We start from the raw sequence: 18,826 nt of genomic DNA on the forward strand, positions 1-18,826 counted from the left end.
CGCCTCCGGCGGCTCCCGGCGAGCCCGCGTCACCCGGACGGCGTCCGGCTCCCGGGACGGGCGGGTCAGCCGGGAGCGGCGGGAACGAGTCGGCCGGCGCGGCGGACCACCGGCAGCCCGCCGGGCAGGTGCACCGCGCCCTGCCCGTGCCAGGCCGTGACCAGGGCGTCCAGCGCGGCCACGTGCCGGTGCGACAGGGCGGCCGGCGATGCGCCCAGCTCGCGGGCCCAGGCGTGCAGCACCCGAGTGCGTACCGCCGCCGGCAGCGCGGCCAGCGCGGCCACGGAGAGGCCACCCTCGGCCGCACGCACCGGCCGGACCGCCACCGCACGGTCCTCGGCCGGCGGGTCCGGCGCGAGCGCGGCGGCGGCGAGGTCGTCGAGGGCAGCGGTGTCGGCGGCGATCAGCCGGGCGGTCCGGGCGAGGTTGTCCACCACCCCGGGGCCGAGCGCCCGGACCAGGGTCGGCAGCGCGTCGGCGCGGACCCGGGACCGGGCGTACGCCGGGTCGGCGTTGTGCGGGTCGTCCCACGGGGTGAGGCCGAGCACGACACACGCCTTGCGCGTGTCGTCCCGGGAGACGTCGAGCAACGGCCGCAGCAGCGGCACCCCGGCCAGCTCGCGGCGCTCCGGCATGCCGGCCAGGCCACGCGGGCCGGCCCCCCGGGCCAGCGCGAGCAGCACGGTCTCGGCCTGGTCGTCCATGGTGTGGCCGAGCAGCACCGCCGCGGCGTCGTGCCGCCGCGCGGTGGTCACGAGCGCCTCGTACCGGGCCTCCCGGGCGGCCGCCTCCGGGCCGCCGGCACGCCCGTCGACCCGCACGGGCACCGCCTCGACCGGATCCAGGCCCTGCTCGCGGGCCCAGCCGGCGACCGCCTCGGCCCGCCCGGCCGAACCGGGTTGCAGGCCGTGGTCGACGGTCACCAGGCCGGCGCGGCGGCCGAGGCGGGGCGCCACGAAGGCGGTAGCGGCGGCCAGCGCCAGCGAGTCGGCGCCGCCCGAGCAGGCCACCAGCACCGGCCCCGCCTCGGGCAAGCCGGCCAGGGCCCGGCGTACGGCGACCCGGACGGCGGCAACCGGCGGGGCGAGCGCGGCCACGGCGCCAGTCTTCGTTCGCGACTGCGGGGCTCGCAAACCCGGCTCACTCCTCGCGCTCACAGGGCGATCGGCTCAGCCGGCGGCCGGGGTGGCGCCGGCCGGCCCCCCGTGCACCCGGGCCACCCAGGCGTCCGGGTCGCCCAGTTCGTCCAGCCGGGGCAGGGTCAGCGGCGAGCCGAAGATCTTGTTGAAGCCCGCCATGCCGACCCGGTCGACCACGCCGTGCACGAACTTGCGGCCCTCGGCGTACTGGCGCATCTTGACCTCGACGCCGAGCAGCCGGCGGATCGCCTTCTCCAGCGGGTTGCCGGACTCGCGGCGGCGGTTGAAGGCCGCACGGATCGACTCGACGCTGGGAATCACCTGCGGGCCGACCCCGTCCATGACGAACTCGGCGTGCCCCTCCAGCAGGGTCATCAGCGCGGTGAGCCGGTCGAGCACGGCCCGCTGCGCCGGAGTCTGCACGATGTCCAGCACGCTGGCCCGGCTGTTCGGGTCCCGCACCGCCTCGGAGAGGGTGCCGATGCCACGCCGCAGCCGCTCCAGCAGATGCTCGCCGCCCTGCGCGGCGTCCACGAACGCCTGCACCTCGCTCAGGAAGTACGCCCGCATCCACGGCACGGCGGTGAACTGGGTCCGGTGGGTCACCTCGTGCAGGCAGACCCAGAGCCGGAAGTCCTGCGGGTCGGCCCCCAGCTTCCGCTCCACCTCGACGATGTTCGGCGCGACCAGCAGCAGCTGGCCGGGATCGCCGGCAAAGACCTCGTACTGGCCGAGCACCCGGCCGGAGAGGTAGGCCAGCACGGTGCCGGCCTGCATCCCGGTGAGCCGGGAGCCGATCGCCTCGGTCAGCGGCCCGGGGCGCTTGTCCCCCGAGAGGCGGCTCACCAGCGGCGTGATCACCTCGCGCAATCCGGCGATGTTCGCGGCCGCCCAGTCCCGGCGGTCCACCACCCGGACCGGTGGGTGGGTGACCTGGGCGCGCAGGCCGGTGTAGTCGGCGACGTGCCCGGCCGCCTCCTCGGTCAGCCGTCGCAGCTCGCTGACCACGTCGGTGGCCTCGGCGTACGACACCCGCGGGCCCGACTTACCCAACGCCCCCGCGGTGGCGGCGGCCAGATCCCAGTCCACGAACTGCGCCATGAACCCACCGTACCCGCGCCGCGACACCCCGACCCGGGCTCGCGACCGCTGATCGACGCCGGTCCGGCGGCCAACGGTCAGCGGCAGCCGCAACCGGCCAGCGTGGAGCTGATCCGGTCGAGGGCCTCCCGGGTCGCGTCGGTGCCCGCCGGCGTCCGGTCGGTGAGCACGGCGAAGGTGAGCAGCCGGCCGTCGGCGGTGGTGACCAGCCCGGCGATGGCGTTGACCCCGGTCAGCGTGCCGGTCTTGGCCCGGACGACGCCGGCCCCGGCCTTCGTCACCGATCCCTGGTAGCGGTCGTCCAGGGTGCCGGACCAGCCGCCGACCGGCAGGCCGCCGAAGATCGCCGCCAGCTCGGGGTGGCTGCCGTTGCCGGCGAGGATGATCAGGTCGGTGAGCAGCGACGGGCTGATCCGGTTGGTGCGGGACAGTCCGCTGCCGTCGGCCAGGCTGATCTCGTCGGCCGGCAGGCCCAGCTCGCCGAGCACCTGGTCGGTGGCGGCCGCGCCGCCGACGAACGAGGCCGGCTTGTCTTTGGCGACCGCCACCTGCCGGGCCAGGTACTCGGCGATCACGTTGTCACTGTCGCTGATCATGATGTCGACCAGTCGGACCATCGGCAGCGACTCGACCTTGCCCAGCTCGGTGCCGGGCGCGGGGGCCGCCCCGGCCGCGGCGGACGCGCCGGAGGCGGCGGGCGCGCTGCCCCGCTTGACCTCGGCGGCGTCGCCGGAGAGCCCGAGCACCTTCGCGAACTGCCGGCCGGCGGTCAGATCCGGCTGGGGCACCCGCTCGGCCGCGCCGTGGGCCTCGTCGAAGTTCTTCCGGGCCCCCTCCGGGTCCTTTCGGCCGGCGTCGGTCGTCAGCGCGCTGATCGCCGCGCCGAACCCGCCGGTGGGGATGTCGGCGTCCCAGCCGGGCTCGTAGACCGGGCCGCTGAACAGGGACGAGTCGACCGTCACCTTGGTCGGCGCGGTGCCGCCGAGCGCCTTGCGGACCTGGGCGGCCAGGTCGTCCAGCCGGGCCGCGCCCGGGTAGAAGCCGTTCTTGTCCAAGGCGAGGGTGGGATCGCCGCCGCCGACGAGGACCACCTCGCCGGGGTTCGCGCCGGCCACGGCGCGGGTGGGGATCCGGTACGCCGGGCCACGGGCGGCCAGCACGGCCACCCCGGTCGCCAGCTTGGTCACCGAGGCGGGGACGGTTGGGGCGTCCTGCCCACGGCCGTAGAGCTCCTGGCCGGTGGCCACGTCGGCCACCGACACGTTCACCCGGTCGCCGAGCGCGGCGGCGCGGACCAGCGGGTCGAGGGCCGCGCGCACCCCCTCGAGGGTCGGCAGCGGCGCGTTGGCGTCGGCACCCGCGAGCACGGCCGGCGGGTCGGGCTCCGGCGGTTGGGCACTCGCCTCCGGCGCGGTGTCGCCGCCCAGCCAGCCGGCGACCGGACCGGGGCGGACCACGGCCAGCCCGACGGCGGCGAGGGCGACGACCAGCACGACGGACAGCACCGCCACCAGCCGGAGCCGAGGTCGAGGGGGTGGCGATGGTGGCGGCGAGGCCGGGGCCGGACCGTACGGCGGGACGGGTGGGCTCACCGGTATCCCCCCGGTGGTGTCGTGCGGCGGCCAGCTCGCCGGGGCTACCGGATCCGGGGCGTACCACCCCGGGTCGGCCCGACCCGCCGGATCTACGCCGTACGCCTGGGGGTCGGGGCGGCCGACGGGGGCGGAGCCGGTCGGCCGTGCCGGGGTGCGCGGAAGGTTCGCCCCGGGGACCGGTACGCGGCCGGTGGCGCCGCTGGAACCGGAACGGCCGGAGTTCCGTCCGTCAACCCCCTCGGGGCGGTAGTGTGAATCTTCCCTCCCCACGACCCCCTCCTCCCCCGTTCGAAAGCACCTTGGGTGACACTACTTCGGTCCGAACACTATGCGGCGGCCGGAGCCGGCGGGGGCGCTTTCCCCCGTCCGAGCGCGGCGCCACTGGTTCCGTTAGCCAGCGTGGGCAAACGAGGGAGCGTGGAAGATGGATTTCGACGTCACGGTTGAGATCCCGAAGGGTCACCGCAACAAGTACGAGGTGGACCACGCGACCGGCCGGATCCGGCTGGACCGGACCCTCTTCACCTCCACGCAGTACCCGGCCGACTACGGCTTCATCGAGGGCACCCTGGGCGAGGACGGCGACCCGCTGGACGCGCTGGTGCTGGTCCCCGAGCCCACCTTCCCGGGCTGCCTGATCCGCTGCCGCACGATCGGCATGTTCCGGATGACCGACGAGAAGGGCGGCGACGACAAGGTCCTCTGCGTTCCCTACGAGGACCCGCGCCAGGAGCACCTGCGGGACATCCACCACCTGGGCGAGTTCGACCGGCTGGAGATCCAGCACTTCTTCGAGGTGTACAAGGACCTGGAGCCGGGCAAGTCGGTCGAGGGCGCGACCTGGGTGGGCCGCACCGAGGCCGAGGCCGAGATCCAGGCCTCGTACCGGCGCGCCAAGGAGGCCGCCGAGCGCGGCGAGACCATGCACTGATCCGATCTGCCACGTCGACGGGCCCGGGCCGCTCAGCCGAGCGACCCGGGCCCGCGCGCATGGTCAACCGAGCAGCCCACGGGCCCGGTCGTAGAGATCCAGCACCGCGCAGGCCACCGGCACCACGGAGACCACCAGCGCGGTGTCGGCCAGGTCGGCCAGCCGACCGAGGTACGGGGAGACCGGCCGCCGGGCGTACGTGGCGCCGGCCGCCACGGCGAGCAGGGCCACGGCGATTCCGCCGACGGCCAGCGCGAGCCGGCCGGTCGGGCCGGAGTGGGCGGCGAGCACCGCGCCGAGCACGGCGTACCCGGCCAGGCCGGCGGCAACCGTGGGCACCCGGTGGCGGATCGCCACGAACAGCCGGGAGCGCAGCAGCAGCACCGCGCAGCCGACCGCCACCAGCAGCCGGCCGGCCGACCCGCTCGTCGTGACCAGCACCGCCGCGGCGGCGGCCGTCAGCACGGCGTGCCCGAGCAGCATCCCGGTCAGCATCTCCTCGGTCCGGGCCACCGCCGCGTGCACCCGGCCCCGGTCGGGCAGGTCGCGTACGCCGTCGGGACCGCCGGCCGAGACGGTGGCGGGCAGGGTGATCGGCGGCAGCGGCACCTTGCCGAGCCGGATGGCCAGCAGCGGCAGCCCGCCGAACGCGAGGGCCAGCACGCAGAGCAGCACCGCGGCGGTGCCCGCCGGGCCCAGGAACAGCCCGCCGAGGGCGGCGAGCGCGCCGGCCGCCCCGACGGTGGCACCGGCCACGAAGACCCGGGACCGGCTCGCCACCCCGAGCAGGCCGAGCACCGACGCCAGCAGCAGCGCCACCGAGGCGGCCAGCAGCTCGGGCGCGCCCATCCAGGGCAGCGGCCCGAACGAGCCGACCGGGTCCCCCGAACCGACCGCCAGGGCGCCGGCCGCGGCGGCGTACGGCAGGGCGTATCCGCCGAGCGTGGCGGCGGCCGGACCGTCTCCGTACGCCCGGGAGGCCGCGGTGGCGGCGAGCACGAGGAGCAGGGCCACCCCGGCCGCGACCGGCCAGCCGGCTCGGTACCCGGGCCCGGCGGCCAGCACGGCGAGCAGCCCCACGGCGAGCGGCACGCCCGCCCCGGCCAGGGCGGCGGCCCGGGTGGCCTCGGGCGACCAGGCGGCGCCACGCCGCCTGGCCCCGTCGGCGATCGCCTCGACCACGTCGTCGTACTCCAGCTCGGGCCACTGCGCGCGGGCCGGGACGAGGTGCAGCACCTCGCCGTCGCGTATCCCCTGGGTCAGCAGCGGCTGCGCGGCGGCCAGCACCGCGCCGTCGGTCCGGCGCAGCACCCATCCACCGTGCCGTTCCCCGTCGTCGGCGAGCCCCTGCCCGGCGTGCCGGAGCACCTCGGGCAGCAGCTCGGCCAGGGGGACCTGCTCCGGCAGGGCCACGTCCACCCGTCGCTGAGGGGCGCTGATCGTGATCCGGGCCAGCCCGGTTGTCATCGGTGTCTCTCCATATCGAGCGGGGACGGTGCCTGACGGACGACAGGACTTTACCTACGATGAGCCAGGCTCGGGTTACCGAGAGCCATGGGAGGGTGAGTGTCCACTGTCGTCATCAAGCGGCCGCCGCGCCGTCCGGCGCCGGAGATCCCGGCCGGTGAGCTGCCCGTGGAGGCGCCGCCGGAGATCCCCGTCGGCACCGGCGGGCGGTGGCAGCAGGCGCTGATGGTGCTGCCCATGCTCGGCGGCACGGTGGCGATGGCGATGATGTTCGGCCGGGGCGGCGGGGCCTACTCGTACGTGGTGGGCGGCATGTTCGGGCTCTCGTCGGTGGCGATGCTGGTGACCTCCTGGGGCAGCACCGGGCCGAAGAAGTCGGAGATGATGGCCGCCCGCCGGGAGTACCTGCGGCACCTGGCCGCCCTGCGGCGCCGGGTCCGGGAGACCGCCGTGGCACAGCGGGCCGGGCTCCACTACCGGCACCCCGACCCCGGACGGCTCTGGTCGACGGTGCACAGCCACCGGGTGTGGGAGCGCCGACCGCGCGATCCCGACTTCGCCGTGGTCCGGGTGGGTGTCGGTCCGCAGACGCTGGCCACCCCCCTGGTTCCGCCGGTCACCCGCCCGTTGGAGGAGCTGGAGCCGATGACCGCGGGCGCGCTGCGACGCTTCCTCGACGCGTACTCGGTGGTGCCGGACCTGCCGGTGGCGCTCTCGCTGCGCAGCTTCGCCCGGGTCTTCGTCCGCGGCCCAGGGGCCGGCGTCACCGGTGCCGGCTCGCCTGCCGCACAGGCGCTGGCCCGGGCCGTGCTCACCCAGCTCGCCGCCTTCCACGCCCCCGACGAGCTGCTGGTCGCGGTCTGCGCCGGCCCGGAACGGCGGGCGTGCTGGGAGTGGGTCAAGTGGCTGCCGCACGCCCACCACCCGAGCCGCACCGACGCGCTCGGCCCGGTCCGGCTGGTCACCACCTCCGCCGCCGAGCTGGAACGGCTGCTCGACGAGGTGCTGGCCAGCCGGCCCCGGTTCAGCCCTGCCGGCCCGGCCACCGACGGCCCGCACGTGGTGGTGGTGCTCGACGGGGGCGACCTGACCGGGGCCACCGACCTGGCCGGCGACGGCGGCATCGACGCGGTCACCGTGATCGACCTGGACACCCCGCCGCCCCGCCTGCTCGATCGGTACGCGCTCCTGCTCGACCTGGTCGACGGTCGGCTGCACTCGCACTCCGCCGAGGGGGTCGCCGAGGTCGGCACCGCCGACCGGCTGGAGCTGGCCGAGGCCGAGGCCGTCGCCCGCCGGCTCGCCCCGCTGCGGCTCGCCGGCGCGGTACGCGGGCCCGACGCCCCGCCCGGCGCCGAACCGGGCCTGCCGGAGCTGCTCGGCATCGGCGATCCGGAGAACTTCACCGCCGAACAGGGCTGGGCGACCCGGGCCGTTCGGGATCGGCTGCGAGTGCCGATCGGGGTGGGCGCCGACGGCGGCGCGATCGAGCTGGACCTCAAGGAGTCGGCGCAGGACGGCATGGGCCCGCACGGCCTGCTCATCGGCGCGACCGGCTCGGGCAAGTCGGAGCTGCTCCGCACCCTGGTGCTGGGGCTGGCCGCCACACACAGCTCGGAGCAGCTCAACTTCGTCCTGGTCGACTTCAAGGGCGGCGCCACCTTCGCCCCGTTCGAGCGGTTGCCGCACACCGCGGCGGTGATCACCAACCTGGCCGACGCGCTGCCGCTGGTCGACCGGATGGTCGACGCTATCAACGGCGAGCTGATGCGCCGGCAGGAGCTGCTGCGCCGCGCCGGCAACTTCGCCAGCCTGCGCGACTACGACCGGGCCCGCGCCGCCGGCACCCCCCTCGCTCCGCTGCCGTCGCTGCTGCTGGTCTGCGACGAGTTCTCCGAGCTGCTCTCCGCCAAGCCGGACTTCATCGACCTGTTCGTCCAGATCGGCCGGTTGGGCCGATCGCTCGGCGTGCACCTGCTGCTGGCCAGCCAGCGGTTGGAGGAGGGGCGCCTACGCGGGCTCGACACCCACCTGTCGTACCGGATCGGGTTGCGGACCTTCTCGGCGCTGGAGTCGCGGACGGTGCTCGGGGTGCCGGACGCGTACGAGCTGCCCCGCACCCCCGGGCACGGCTACCTGCGCTCGGGCACCGACCCGCTGGTCCGGTTCAAGGCCGCGTACGTCTCCGGCGCCGTGCGCCGCCGGGGCCGTCCGGCGGGCGGGACCGACGCGGGCACGCCCCGGCTGCTGACCTTCTCCACCCACCTGGTGCCGGTGCCCGAGCCGGCCGCCCCGGCCGCGCTCCCCGTCGTGGAGGAGGCCGCGGAGAGCCTGCTCGACCTGCTGGTCGGGCGGCTCGCGGGGCAGGGGCCGCCGGCCCACCAGGTGTGGTTGCCGCCGCTGGACGAGGCGCCCTCCCTCGACGAGCTGCTCGGCCAGGTGGGCGCCGACCCGGTACGCGGGATCACCGTCGGCAACCCGGAGCTGCACGGCGCCCTCCAGGTTCCGGTGGCCGTGGTGGACAAGCCGTTCGAGCAGCGCCGGGACCTGCTCTGGCTGGCCCTGGACGGGGCGGCCGGACACGTCGCCGTGGTCGGCACCACGCGCAGCGGCCGGTCGACCGTGCTGCGCACGCTGATCTGCACGCTGGCCCTCACCCACACCCCGGCCGAGGTACAGATCTACTGCCTCGACTTCGGCGGCGGGTCGCTCGGCACGCTGCGCGACCTGCCGCACGTCGGCGGGGTGAGCGGGCGCGCCGACGCCACCGCCGTACGGCGGACAGTCGGGGAGATCACCACCCTGCTGGCGGCGCGGGAGCAGCGCTTCACCGAGGCGGGCGTGGAGTCGATGGCGGCCTGGCGACGGCGGCGGGCCACGGCGCTGGCCGGCGGACAGCCCGGAACCGACCCGTTCGGCGACGTGTTCCTGGTGATCGACGGCTGGAACACCCTGCGCAGCGACTACGAGGACCTGGAACCGCTGGTCACCGAGCTGGCCACCCGGGGCCTGGCGTACGGGGTGCACGTGGTCGCCAGCGCGCTGCGTTGGTCGGACTTCCGGCCGGCGATCCGGGACCTCTTCGGCTCCCGCCTCGAACTGCGCCTCGGCGACCCGGCCGACTCCGTGGTGGTCAAGCGCGCCATCGCGGCGACCGTGCCGGAGGAGCAGCCGGGGCGCGGGATCACCGCCGCTGGGCTGCACTTCCTCACCGCCGCACCCCGGGTCACCGGGCTGGGCACGGAGACCACCGACCTGGTGAAGGCGGTCGCCGGGGCGTGGGCCGGGCCGGCGGCACCCCGGGTGCGGCTGCTCCCGCCGGTGCTCCCGTACGCCGAGTTGGACCAGAGCGCGACCGGCGGGCTGGCCTTCCCGATCGGGGTGGCCGAGGCGGACCTGCGCCCGGTGGTGCTGGACTTCGCCACCGAGCCGAACTTCGTGGTCTTCGGCGACGCCGAGTGCGGCAAGTCGTCGTTCCTGCGCGCGCTGGCCACCTTGATCATCGACCGGTTCACCCCGGAGCAGGCCCGGGTGATCCTGGTGGACTATCGGCGCAGCCTGATGGGCACGATCGAGACGCCACACCTGATCGGGTACGGGACGGCGGCGCCGCACACCACCGAGCTGATCGAGTCGGCGGCCGGCTATCTGCAGGGACGGCTTCCGGGACCGGAGGTCACCCCGGCCGAGCTGCGCAGCCGGTCATGGTGGACCGGGCCGGAGCTGTTCGTGCTGGTGGACGACTACGACCTGGTGGCCGGGGGCCCGACGAACCCGCTGCGCGCACTCGAGGAGCACCTGCCGCACGCCCGGGACGTCGGCCTGCACCTGGTGCTGGCCCGCCGCTCCGGCGGGGCCGGCCGGACCTCGTTCGAGCCGATCATCCAGCGGCTGCGGGAGCTGTCCACGGCCGGGCTGGTGATGTCGGGCGGTCCGGAGGAGGGCCCGCTCGTCGGTCAGGTGAAGGCGGGTCCGCTGCCACCGGGCCGGGGCCGCCTGGTCACCCGCCGAGACGGCGTACGGCTGGTGCAGCTGGCCCACCTACCGCCTGGTTGAACGGTTCACCAACTTGCACCGTGACGCACGGGAAACCCGGTAATCTCCGAGCAACATGTTTCTGTCGCGACGGAATGGCTGGGGAATGTGACCAGGGATCGGCAGGAGGCTCCGGCCGTGCCCCGGCGTCTCGCCGGACGCGCGCTGCTCGGGATGGCGGCCGCCGTCGCCACCGTGGCCGGCCCGCTCGCCCCGCCCGCGCACGCCGCCCCGGCCCACTCCGCCGTCACGGTGCGACCGGTCGCCGCACCCGAGCCGGCCCGGCTGCCCCCGGTGGACACGACCACCCGGGCGGACCAGATCCGCGACGAGCAGTGGCAGCTCGACGAGCTGCGGGCGAAGGCCGCATGGCGGACGTCGACCGGGCGCGGCGTGGTGGTCGCGGTGATCGACTCCGGGGTGGACGGTTCCCACCCGGACCTGGCCGGTCAGGTGCTTCCCGGCCTCGATCTGGTCTCTCCCGACGGTGCCGACGGGCCCGACCCGGTGGGGCACGGCACCACGGTCGCCGGCCTGATCGCCGGGCGTGCCGACGACGACCGCGGGGTGGTCGGGCTGGCGCCGGACGTCAAGATCCTCCCGGTCCGGGTGCTCGACGACGAGAACCGCTACGACGACGCGCTGATCGTCGCCAAAGGAGTGCGCTGGGCGGTCGACAACGGCGCCCGGGTGATCAACCTGTCCCTCGGCGGCAGCGGGGACAGCCCGGCCCTCGCCGCGGCCCTCGACTACGCCTTCGCCCGGGACGTCGTGGTGGTCGCCTGCACCGGCAACCTGGCCACCTCGAAAAGCTCCAAGGTCTGGTACCCGGCCCGCGAGCCGGGCGTGGTCGCCGTCGCCGGTCTCGAGCGCAACAGCCGGAACCTGTGGTCCGGCTCGATCACCGGCCCCGAAACCGTGCTCACCGCGCCGGCGACCGCGCTGTTCGGAGCCCGCCCCGGCGGATACTGGCGGGTGCAGGGGACCAGCTTCGCGGCGCCCCTGGTCACCGCGACGGCCGCCCTCATCCGGGCCCGGTACCCGCAGATGTCCGCGGGCGACGTGATCAACCGGATGACCAGCACCGCGAAGGACCTCGGCCCCACCGGCCGCGACGACCGGTTCGGCTTCGGGATGGTGGATCCGGTGGCCGCGCTGACCGCGGAGGTGCCCTCGGTGGGGCGCAACCCGCTCGACGACAACGAAACCCCCGGCGTGGTCGGCTTCGGCCCGGCGCCCGGTTCGGAACTGGACACCCGGGAGGCCGCCGGGCAGGGCACCGACCCGTTCACCCTCAGCGCCCCGAAGCAGCAGACCCGGTGGGCGGCCCACCCCGCCGGCCAGCCCGACGAATCGGCGCCGGAGCGGCTCTGGGCCGGCCTCGCCCTGTTCGTCGCCCTGGTCACCGGCGCCGCGTTCGTGGTCCGCCGGATCCGGCAGGCCCGCCGCTGACCCGGCCGGCCTGGCCGGGCGGTTCCCTGGGTAGTGGTCAACGCATGAACACGTCGGACGCGGGCGGTCAGGGACCCACGGTCGAGCGTTCCTGGCGGAGCCGCCGCCTGGACCCGGACCATTCGCTGGGCCTCCTCCTCACCCTGGCCGCCACCGCGGTGTTCCTGGTGCTGGTGCCGTTCGCCCTGCTGGCGCTGCTGGTGCTGGCCGCCTGGCCACCGCTGTACCGGCTGGACACCGCGGTGGCCGACGCGCTGCACCGGTACGCCCTCGACCACCCGGCCTGGGTACGGCTGATGAGCCTGTGGACCGACATCTTCGCGCCCGGACCGCTGCGGGTCGCCGCCGGGCTGGTGGTTGCCTGGCTGCTGCTCCGCCGGGCCCCACGGCTGGCGCTCTGGGTGGGCACCACGATGACCGTCGGCGGCCTGCTCGGCGTGCTGCTCAAGCTGCTGGTCGGCCGGCATCGACCGGAACTGCTCGACCCGGTGGCCCGGGCGACCGGCTACTCCTTCCCGTCCGGGCACGCGCTGAACGCCACCCTGGCCGCCGGGGTCCTGCTGCTGGTCTTCCTCCCGTTCACCGGCGACCGGCGGCCGCTGCGCTGGGCGTTGTGGGCCGCGGCGGTGCTGATCGCGGTGGTGACCGGGCTCAGCCGGATCGCGCTCGGCGTGCACTGGATCAGCGACGTGGTCGGCGGGTGGCTGCTCGGCCTGGCGGTGCTCGCCGCGACGACGGCCGCCTTCCGCACCTGGCGGACCGGCGCCGGTCGCCGGCCCGCGCGTACCGCCCGGGAAGGTGTCGAGCCGGAGCTGGCCGAGCCCGGACCGGACGGCTCGCACGCGTAGTGCGCTCCGGTACCGGCCCTCAGGTGCAGTCGCCGGTGCCGACCGCCCGGTTGCGCTCCGCGCCGGCCAGCGCCACCGGCCGGGCCTCGGCGGCGGTCACCGCGAAGCCGGTGTTCGGGTCGTCGGCCGCCGCCGCGAAGATCACCCCGAGCACCAGCCCGTTCGACGAGACCAGCGGCCCGCCCGAGTTGCCGCTGCGGACCAGCGCCCGGATCGTGTAGATCTCCCGGGTCACGTCCGCGGAGGAGTAGATGTTCGGCCCGGTGATCCGGTCGACGTCCCGGATCCGAGCCGGTCGGGCGTCGTACGGGCCGTCGAGGGGGAAGCCCAGCACGATGGCGTCCGCCCCACTGCCGGCCTGCCCGGCGGCGAAGCGCAGGGACGGCCCGGGCAGCCCCGGCACGTGCAGCACGGCCAGGTCCCGCGCCGGGTCGTAGACGACCACATCACCGTCGTACCGCTCACCGCGCAGCTCCACCGCCACCGAGCGGGTGCCCGCCACCACGTGCGCGTTGGTCATCACCCGGTCGTCCGCGTACACGAAGCCGGAGCCCTCGATCCGGCGGGAGCAGCTCGGCGCGGAGCCCAACACCTTCACCACCGACCGCTGGCTGTTCGCCACCACCTGGGAGCCCGCCAGAGCCGGATCCGGCGGGGAGACCTGCCGGGCGCGGGTCGGCGTGAGGTTGCCGAAGACGTCCGGGAAGCCGTTGGTGTCGACCGTGTCGCGCAGCGCCGTCGAGAGCTCCTGGGCCTTGTCCGGCAGGATCCGGTCGATCACCGTGAGCAGGGCGCTGTTGCGGACCGAGGAGGCCACCCAGGGCACCGACGAGGAGCCCAACGGCACCGCGACCAACCAGGCCACCAGCATGACCGCGACGGCCGAGACGAGTGCGCCGCCGATGTCGTCGAGCCGCTTGGCCACCTCGTTGGTCATCGTCTGGCGCAGGTGGGAGCCGATCCACCCGGCCAGGGCCTGACCCAGCACGGCGAGCCCGAAGATCGCGACCAGGGAGATCAGCACCCGGATCCCACTGTCCGCGAACTGCCGGGCGACCAACGGGCCGACCTGGAGCCCGATCAGCACGCCCGCGAAGAACCCGGAGAGCGACAGCGCCGCGATGGCGAAGCCCTGCCGGTATCCGCTGATCGCGAACACGAGCAGAAGCAGCAGCAGGAAGAGATCCACGGCGGACACCCGTCAAGGGTACGGGCACCGGACTTGGGAGTGACCGGCCGATCGCGGATCGTGACGGCCGGGTTAGCGAACCGGGCTCTCGTCGACCTCGTCGGTGCCGGCCGAAGGCGCTGGCGCGGCCCCGGTCGGCGGCAGCTCCACCACCCGGGAGCGGGGCCACGGGCGGGCCCAGCCCCCCATCTCCAGCAGCGTGTTGAGCACCCCGGCAGTGAAGCCCCAGACCAGCATGCCGCGCACCGAGAAGGCCGGGCCGATCCATCCGCTCGGGTGGCGTACCCGCATCCGGTTCCCCGGGTCAACCAGCTCGCCGACGGGCAGCCGGGCGACGTGCGCCACCTCGGCCGGCTCGCACGGATACACCGGGTGCGGGGCGTGCCACCAGGCGAGCACCGGGGTGACCACGAAGTCGCTGACCGGGATCCACAGCTTCGGCAGCTCGGCGAGCACGGTGACGCTGGTCGGGTCGAGGCCGACCTCCTCGTTCGCCTCACGCAGCGCGGTGGCACTGGCGTCGGCGTCCCCCGGATCGGCCGCGCCACCGGGAAAGGCCGGCTGCCCGGCGTGGTTGCGCAGCGTGGCGGCGCGCTGGAGGACCAGCACGTCCGGGCCGACCGCCGGCTCCTCACCGAGCAGCACCAGCACCGCGCTCTCCCGGCCGCCGCTCTCCGGGGTGCTGAGCCGGGTGAAGTCCTCGGCCCGGGCGGTGCCGAGCCGGCCGAGCAGCGGCTCCAGCCACAGCGGCGGCTGACGGGTCACGGTGCGGCCTCGGTTCGCGACTGCGGGGCTCGCAAACCCGGCTCACTCCTCGCGCTCACGGTGCAACCTCTGTTCGCGACTGCGGGGCTCGCAAACCCGGCTCACTCCTCGCGCTCACGGTGCAACCTCCACGCCGAGGTGCTTTCGGACCAGCTCGGCGAGGCGGGCGTCGTCCAGCGCGCCGGACGAGTCGGTGTGCCGGATCCGGCCGCTTGCGTCGACGAACACCGTCAGCGGGAAGGCGTTGCGTTCGAGCGCCCGCTCGAACGCGTCTCCCTGGTCGACCAGCATGGGGAAGCGAACGCCGAAGTCCTCGCCGATGGACTGCGCCCCGCCGCGGCTGTCCCGGCTGTTCACCCCGATCACCTGGAACCGGCCGGCGGCCCGCTCGCTGAGCCGCTGGAAGGCGGGCAGCTCCTTACGGCAGGGCGGGCACCAGGACGCCCAGACGTTGATAACCGCCGGGCCCTGCACGTCGCGTAGCACGACCGGCGCACCGCCGGTGAAGCAGGTGAGGGTCAGCTCGGGCAGCGGGTCGCCCGGGGGGCCGGCCGGCGCCGGGTCGGCCGAGGCCGGCGCGGCGGTCAGCGTGGCGCAGTCGGCGAACGGTGACGGGCGGTCGGCCCGTTTCGGCGGTGCCGCACCCTCCGGCTGCTCGTCGGTGGCGGTGCAGCCGGCGACCACCAGCAGCAACGGGACGAGGAGGTGGGCGAGCCGGCGGTTCACGGCGCCTCCGCCGCGACCGCCTGCTGCGGCACCAGCTCGGGGTCGATGCCGACCGCCGCCGCGAGGTCCCGGGCGCGGGGCCCCTTGAGCAGCTTCGCCGCCGCCACCGGCTCGGTCGGCCCGGTGCCGTACGACGGGCAGAGCTTCACCAGCGTGCAGGCGCCGCAGGCGGGCTTGCGGGCGTGGCAGACGCGCCGCCCGTGGAAGATGATCCGGTGCGACAGCATCGTCCAGTCGCGCTTCGGGTACAACGCGCCGACGGCATGCTCGATCTTGACCGGATCGGTCTCGGTGGTCAGCTTCCACCGGTGCACCAACCGCTGAAAGTGGGTGTCGACGGTGATGCCGGGGACCCCGAAGGCGTTGCCGAGGATCACGTTGGCGGTCTTGCGGCCGATGCCGGGGAGGGTGACCAGGTCGGCCAGCCGGCCGGGGACCTGGCCGTCAAACCGCTCGCAGAGCGCGCGGCCGAGGTTGATCAGCGAGCTGGTCTTGTTCCGATAGAAGCCGGTCGGCCGGATCAGCTCCTCCGTCTCGGCGCGGTCCGCTCCGGCGTAGTCGGCCGCGGTGCGGTAGCGGACGAAAAGCTTCGGGGTGACCTCGTTGACCTTCTTGTCCGTGCACTGCGCCGAAAGAATGGTGGCGACCGCCAACTCCAACGCGTTGGAGTGGTCGAGTTCACAGTGCGCGTCGGGATGGGTCTCGGTCAGCACCCGGCCGATCCGCCGGGCGCGGCGCGTGCGACCGAGGTCGGTCTCGGGGGAACTCGTGGGCACGACGGCCAGCCTACGTCGCGCGGACGATCTCCCGGCGGGCCCACGTGCGGGGCCGGGCCGTCCTACGCGCCCGGCGGGGAGATCCGGCCGTCCGCGTCGAACCGGGCACCGGTCTTCGGGAAGTCGGACTTGCTCACCTGCTTGACCAGCCCGAGGCCACGGTCCTGCGAGTCGATCGCCGGCCGCCCCACGCCGTTCATCGCCGTCGAGGTGAACTGACCCTCGACGAAGCTGCCGTCCGCCGTGACCGAGACCTTCAGCACGCCGCCCCAGCCGAGCCGGCCGGAGCTGTTCAGCGACTTCCCGCCGCCGGCGAAGTTGCCCAGGCTGTAGGCGATCAGCCGCCCCCGGTAGACCTCCATGCCCCGCAGCACGTGCGGGCCGTGCCCGACGACCAGGTCGGCACCGGCGTCGATCACCGCGTGCGAGAAGCGGATCGGATCGCCCCGGTTCTCCCCGAAGAACATCTCGGTGCCCGGCTTGACCCGGGTCCGGTCGGCGCCCTCGGCCCCCATGTGCACCTGCACCACGACCACGTCCGCCATCCCGGTGGCCATGGAGACCACCTTCTTCGCCGCGTCGAGGTCGGTGAGGCTGTTCGACCACGGGTACGACGAGAAGCCCAGGACGGCCACCTTGACGCCCTTGACGTCGACCACGGTGATCTCGCCGGGCGCGCCGGTGTGCTTGAGCCCGTGCGCCTCCAGCGCGGACTGGGTGTTCTCATAGCCCTGCTGGCCGTAGTCGTACCCGTGGTTGTTGGCCTGGTTGAGCAGCTGGAACCCGGCGGCGCGCAGGTGCGCCGCGTAACCGGGGGGCGCCCGGAACTGGAAGCAGTTCTTCGGGGTGGGCCCACACTTGCCGGCGCCGGTGTCGACGGTGAGTGGCTCCTCCAGGTTGCCCATCACCAGATCGCCCTTGAGCGCGGCCTTGACGTCGTCGAAGAAGCCCTTGCCCCCGTTTGCCGGCAGCCGGTTCGGGGCGTTACCCATGATCACGTCGCCGGTCGCGGTCAGCGTGATGGTCTTCTCGGCCTTGCCCGGCTGACCGGACTGGGCGGTGCCGGCGGGGACCGGCGAGCCGGTCGACCCGCCCCCCGCGCCCGACTGCCATACCGCCCCGTCGCCGGCGGAATCGGCGCAGCCGGCGGCGAGCAGGGCGAAGATCAGCACGCCGAGGGCGGCCAGTCGACGACGCGGACGGGGCGCGGAGGGGGAGGAAGCGTACATCGTCCGCGACGGTACCGTTCGGGCGACGTTCTGACGATGGCCGATCGGTCGAAATGGCCGGCCGGTCGAGCGGGCGGCCGCCGGCCGGCTCAGCCCGCCCGGCGGTCGGACCAGGGGACGACCGCGCCGGCACCGCCGGCCCGGACGGCCGCGTGCACGGCCCGGGCCAGCGGGGCACCCCAGGTCGAGCGGGGGCCGCCGTACGAGGCCGGCTCGCCGCCGGCCGGGCAGAGCACGGTGACCGCGTCCGTGGGGGTGCCGGTGGCCGGCAGCCCCAGCTCCCAGATCGCCTGCGTCTTCGCCTCGGTGGCCGTGGCCACCGCGTTGACCAGGGCGGCCTCGCCGAGCCGGGCCGGGACGTGCACCACGATGTTGACCGTGCCGACGCGCTGAACGGGGGCCGCGGGCGCGGGCGCGGCGGCCCAGACCGGGGTACCGAGCCCGACCGTCGCCCACACCCGCACGCCGGTGTCGGCCCGGGCCACCACCTCGGCCACGTCGACCCCGGTCAGCAGCCCGACCCCGGGTCCGGCCAGGCCCAGCCCGTCGGCCATCTCGGCCAGGTGGTTCGCCGGGTCGTCCCGGTCGTACGACATCGGCACGGTCGCGTTGACCACCCACCGACGTACGCCGATCCCGCCGCCGAGCGGTGCCGTGCCGACCGCCAGCAGCGGCTCCTCGGCACGCCAGACCAGCAATGGGATGTTCCGTCCGTCCTCGTCACGGGTGGTCAGGAAAGGCTCGCTCAGCACATCCCCGAGCCTACGATCCGAGGGGTGCACCTCTGATTCCCGCTCATGTGCGCCTAGACTGGCGGCGCGCGAGGGATCAGCGGACGGCGGACCCGGCCGACGGACGGCACGCGCAGGCGGAGGTGCGCGATGGACGAGGTACTGGCCCGCAGCGGGATCTTCCAGGGTGTCGACCCGGAGGCTGCCGAGGCGCTCGCCAAGGAGATGGAGACGATCGAGGTCCGCAAGGGCGAGGTCGTCTTCAACGAGGGCGAACCCGGCGACAGCCTCTACATCCTCCTGTCCGGCAAGATCAAGGTGGGTCGCCGCGCGGCGGACGGCCGGCAGAACCTGATCGCCGTGATGGGCCCGTCGGACATGGTCGGCGAGCTGTCGCTCTTCGACCCCGGCCCGCGTACGGCGACGGCCACGGCGGTGACCGACACCCGGCTGGTCCGGCTCCGCAAGCAGGCGCTGCGGCCCTGGCTGAACAACCGGCCCGAGATCGCCGAGCAACTGCTGCGGGTGCTCGCCCGCCGGCTGCGCCGGACGAACGACTCGCTGGCCGACCTGATCTTCACGGACGTGCCGGGTCGGGTGGCCAAGAACCTGCTCCAGATGGCCGGCCGGTTCGGCACCCGCGACGGCGGCGTGCTCCGGGTGACCCACGACCTGACCCAGGAGGAGATCGCCCAGCTGGTCGGCGCCTCCCGGGAGACCGTCAACAAGGCGCTGGCGGACTTCGCCTCCCGCGGCTGGCTGCGCCTGGACGGCAAGAGCATCATCATCCTCGACCCGGAGCGCCTGGCCCGCCGCGCGCGGGTCTGACAGCTCCCGCACGC

The 18,826-nt window shown here is 74.8% G+C and carries 15 protein-coding genes; 5 read left to right on the forward strand and 10 right to left on the reverse strand.

The window, feature by feature from the left end; translation table 11 throughout:
• Positions 1-65: 65 nt before the first annotated feature.
• The 3 genes from tilS to dacB form a co-directional block, all read right to left on the reverse strand.
• Positions 66-1,097, reverse strand: coding sequence for a tRNA lysidine(34) synthetase TilS (gene tilS / locus ACNAVT_RS18400; protein WP_416297805.1), 1,032 nt, complete (start codon positions 1,095-1,097; stop codon positions 66-68).
• Between the two features lie 72 nt (positions 1,098-1,169).
• On the reverse strand, positions 1,170-2,240 hold the full coding sequence (locus ACNAVT_RS18405; RefSeq protein WP_416297807.1) for a zinc-dependent metalloprotease: 1,071 nt from the start codon (positions 2,238-2,240) through the stop codon (positions 1,170-1,172).
• Between the two features lie 77 nt (positions 2,241-2,317).
• Positions 2,318-3,751: a D-alanyl-D-alanine carboxypeptidase/D-alanyl-D-alanine-endopeptidase gene (dacB, locus tag ACNAVT_RS18410; protein ID WP_416297809.1), complete on the reverse strand. Its 1,434-nt coding sequence runs from the start codon at positions 3,749-3,751 to the stop codon at positions 2,318-2,320.
• Between the two features lie 508 nt (positions 3,752-4,259).
• Between dacB and ACNAVT_RS18415 the strand changes: the two genes are divergently transcribed.
• Positions 4,260-4,766: an inorganic diphosphatase gene (locus tag ACNAVT_RS18415; protein ID WP_416297810.1), complete on the forward strand. Its 507-nt coding sequence runs from the start codon at positions 4,260-4,262 to the stop codon at positions 4,764-4,766.
• Between the two features lie 63 nt (positions 4,767-4,829).
• Here ACNAVT_RS18415 and eccD read toward each other — a convergent pair whose 3' ends face one another.
• Entirely contained in the window at positions 4,830-6,233 is a 1,404-nt protein-coding gene (eccD, locus tag ACNAVT_RS18420) for a type VII secretion integral membrane protein EccD (RefSeq protein WP_416297811.1), read from the reverse strand.
• 99 nt (positions 6,234-6,332) lie between these two features.
• Here eccD and eccCa point away from each other — a divergent pair, with 99 nt between their 5' ends.
• The 3 genes from eccCa (at position 6,333) to ACNAVT_RS18435 (ending at position 12,568) form a co-directional block, all read left to right on the forward strand.
• Positions 6,333-10,289 carry a type VII secretion protein EccCa gene (gene eccCa / locus ACNAVT_RS18425; protein WP_416297813.1) on the forward strand — a complete coding sequence of 1,319 codons (3,957 nt, stop codon included), beginning with the start codon at positions 6,333-6,335 and terminating at the stop codon, positions 10,287-10,289.
• An 87-nt stretch (positions 10,290-10,376) separates the two neighbouring features.
• Positions 10,377-11,720 carry a type VII secretion-associated serine protease mycosin gene (gene mycP, locus ACNAVT_RS18430; protein WP_416297814.1) on the forward strand — a complete coding sequence of 448 codons (1,344 nt, stop codon included), beginning with the start codon at positions 10,377-10,379 and terminating at the stop codon, positions 11,718-11,720.
• A 44-nt stretch (positions 11,721-11,764) separates the two neighbouring features.
• On the forward strand, positions 11,765-12,568 hold the full coding sequence (locus ACNAVT_RS18435) for a phosphatase PAP2 family protein (protein ID WP_416297816.1): 804 nt from the start codon (positions 11,765-11,767) through the stop codon (positions 12,566-12,568).
• Between the two features lie 19 nt (positions 12,569-12,587).
• Here ACNAVT_RS18435 and ACNAVT_RS18440 read toward each other — a convergent pair whose 3' ends face one another.
• The 6 genes from ACNAVT_RS18440 to ACNAVT_RS18465 form a co-directional block, all read right to left on the reverse strand.
• Positions 12,588-13,766: a MarP family serine protease gene (locus ACNAVT_RS18440; protein ID WP_416297817.1), complete on the reverse strand. Its 1,179-nt coding sequence runs from the start codon at positions 13,764-13,766 to the stop codon at positions 12,588-12,590.
• Positions 13,767-13,829: 63 nt separating this feature from the next.
• On the reverse strand, positions 13,830-14,522 hold the full coding sequence (locus ACNAVT_RS18445; protein WP_416297818.1) for an NUDIX hydrolase: 693 nt from the start codon (positions 14,520-14,522) through the stop codon (positions 13,830-13,832).
• Between the two features lie 114 nt (positions 14,523-14,636).
• Entirely contained in the window at positions 14,637-15,248 is a 612-nt protein-coding gene (locus tag ACNAVT_RS18450; RefSeq protein WP_416297819.1) for a TlpA family protein disulfide reductase, read from the reverse strand.
• Complete coding sequence (nth, locus tag ACNAVT_RS18455) at positions 15,245-16,024, reverse strand: endonuclease III (RefSeq protein WP_416297820.1); 780 nt, start codon at positions 16,022-16,024, stop codon at positions 15,245-15,247. Before nth ends, ACNAVT_RS18450 begins: the two co-directional genes overlap by 4 nt.
• A 62-nt stretch (positions 16,025-16,086) precedes the next feature.
• Positions 16,087-17,253: a CapA family protein gene (locus tag ACNAVT_RS18460; RefSeq protein WP_416297822.1), complete on the reverse strand. Its 1,167-nt coding sequence runs from the start codon at positions 17,251-17,253 to the stop codon at positions 16,087-16,089.
• Between the two features lie 89 nt (positions 17,254-17,342).
• Positions 17,343-18,005: an adenosylcobinamide amidohydrolase gene (locus ACNAVT_RS18465; RefSeq protein WP_416297824.1), complete on the reverse strand. Its 663-nt coding sequence runs from the start codon at positions 18,003-18,005 to the stop codon at positions 17,343-17,345.
• Positions 18,006-18,134: 129 nt separating this feature from the next.
• Here ACNAVT_RS18465 and ACNAVT_RS18470 point away from each other — a divergent pair, with 129 nt between their 5' ends.
• Positions 18,135-18,812: a Crp/Fnr family transcriptional regulator gene (locus ACNAVT_RS18470; RefSeq protein WP_007073398.1), complete on the forward strand. Its 678-nt coding sequence runs from the start codon at positions 18,135-18,137 to the stop codon at positions 18,810-18,812.
• Positions 18,813-18,826 lie beyond the last annotated feature (14 nt).

The sequence above is a fragment of the Micromonospora sp. SL4-19 genome, assembly GCF_047921475.1.
Classification (GTDB): Bacteria; Actinomycetota; Actinomycetes; order Mycobacteriales; family Micromonosporaceae; genus Micromonospora.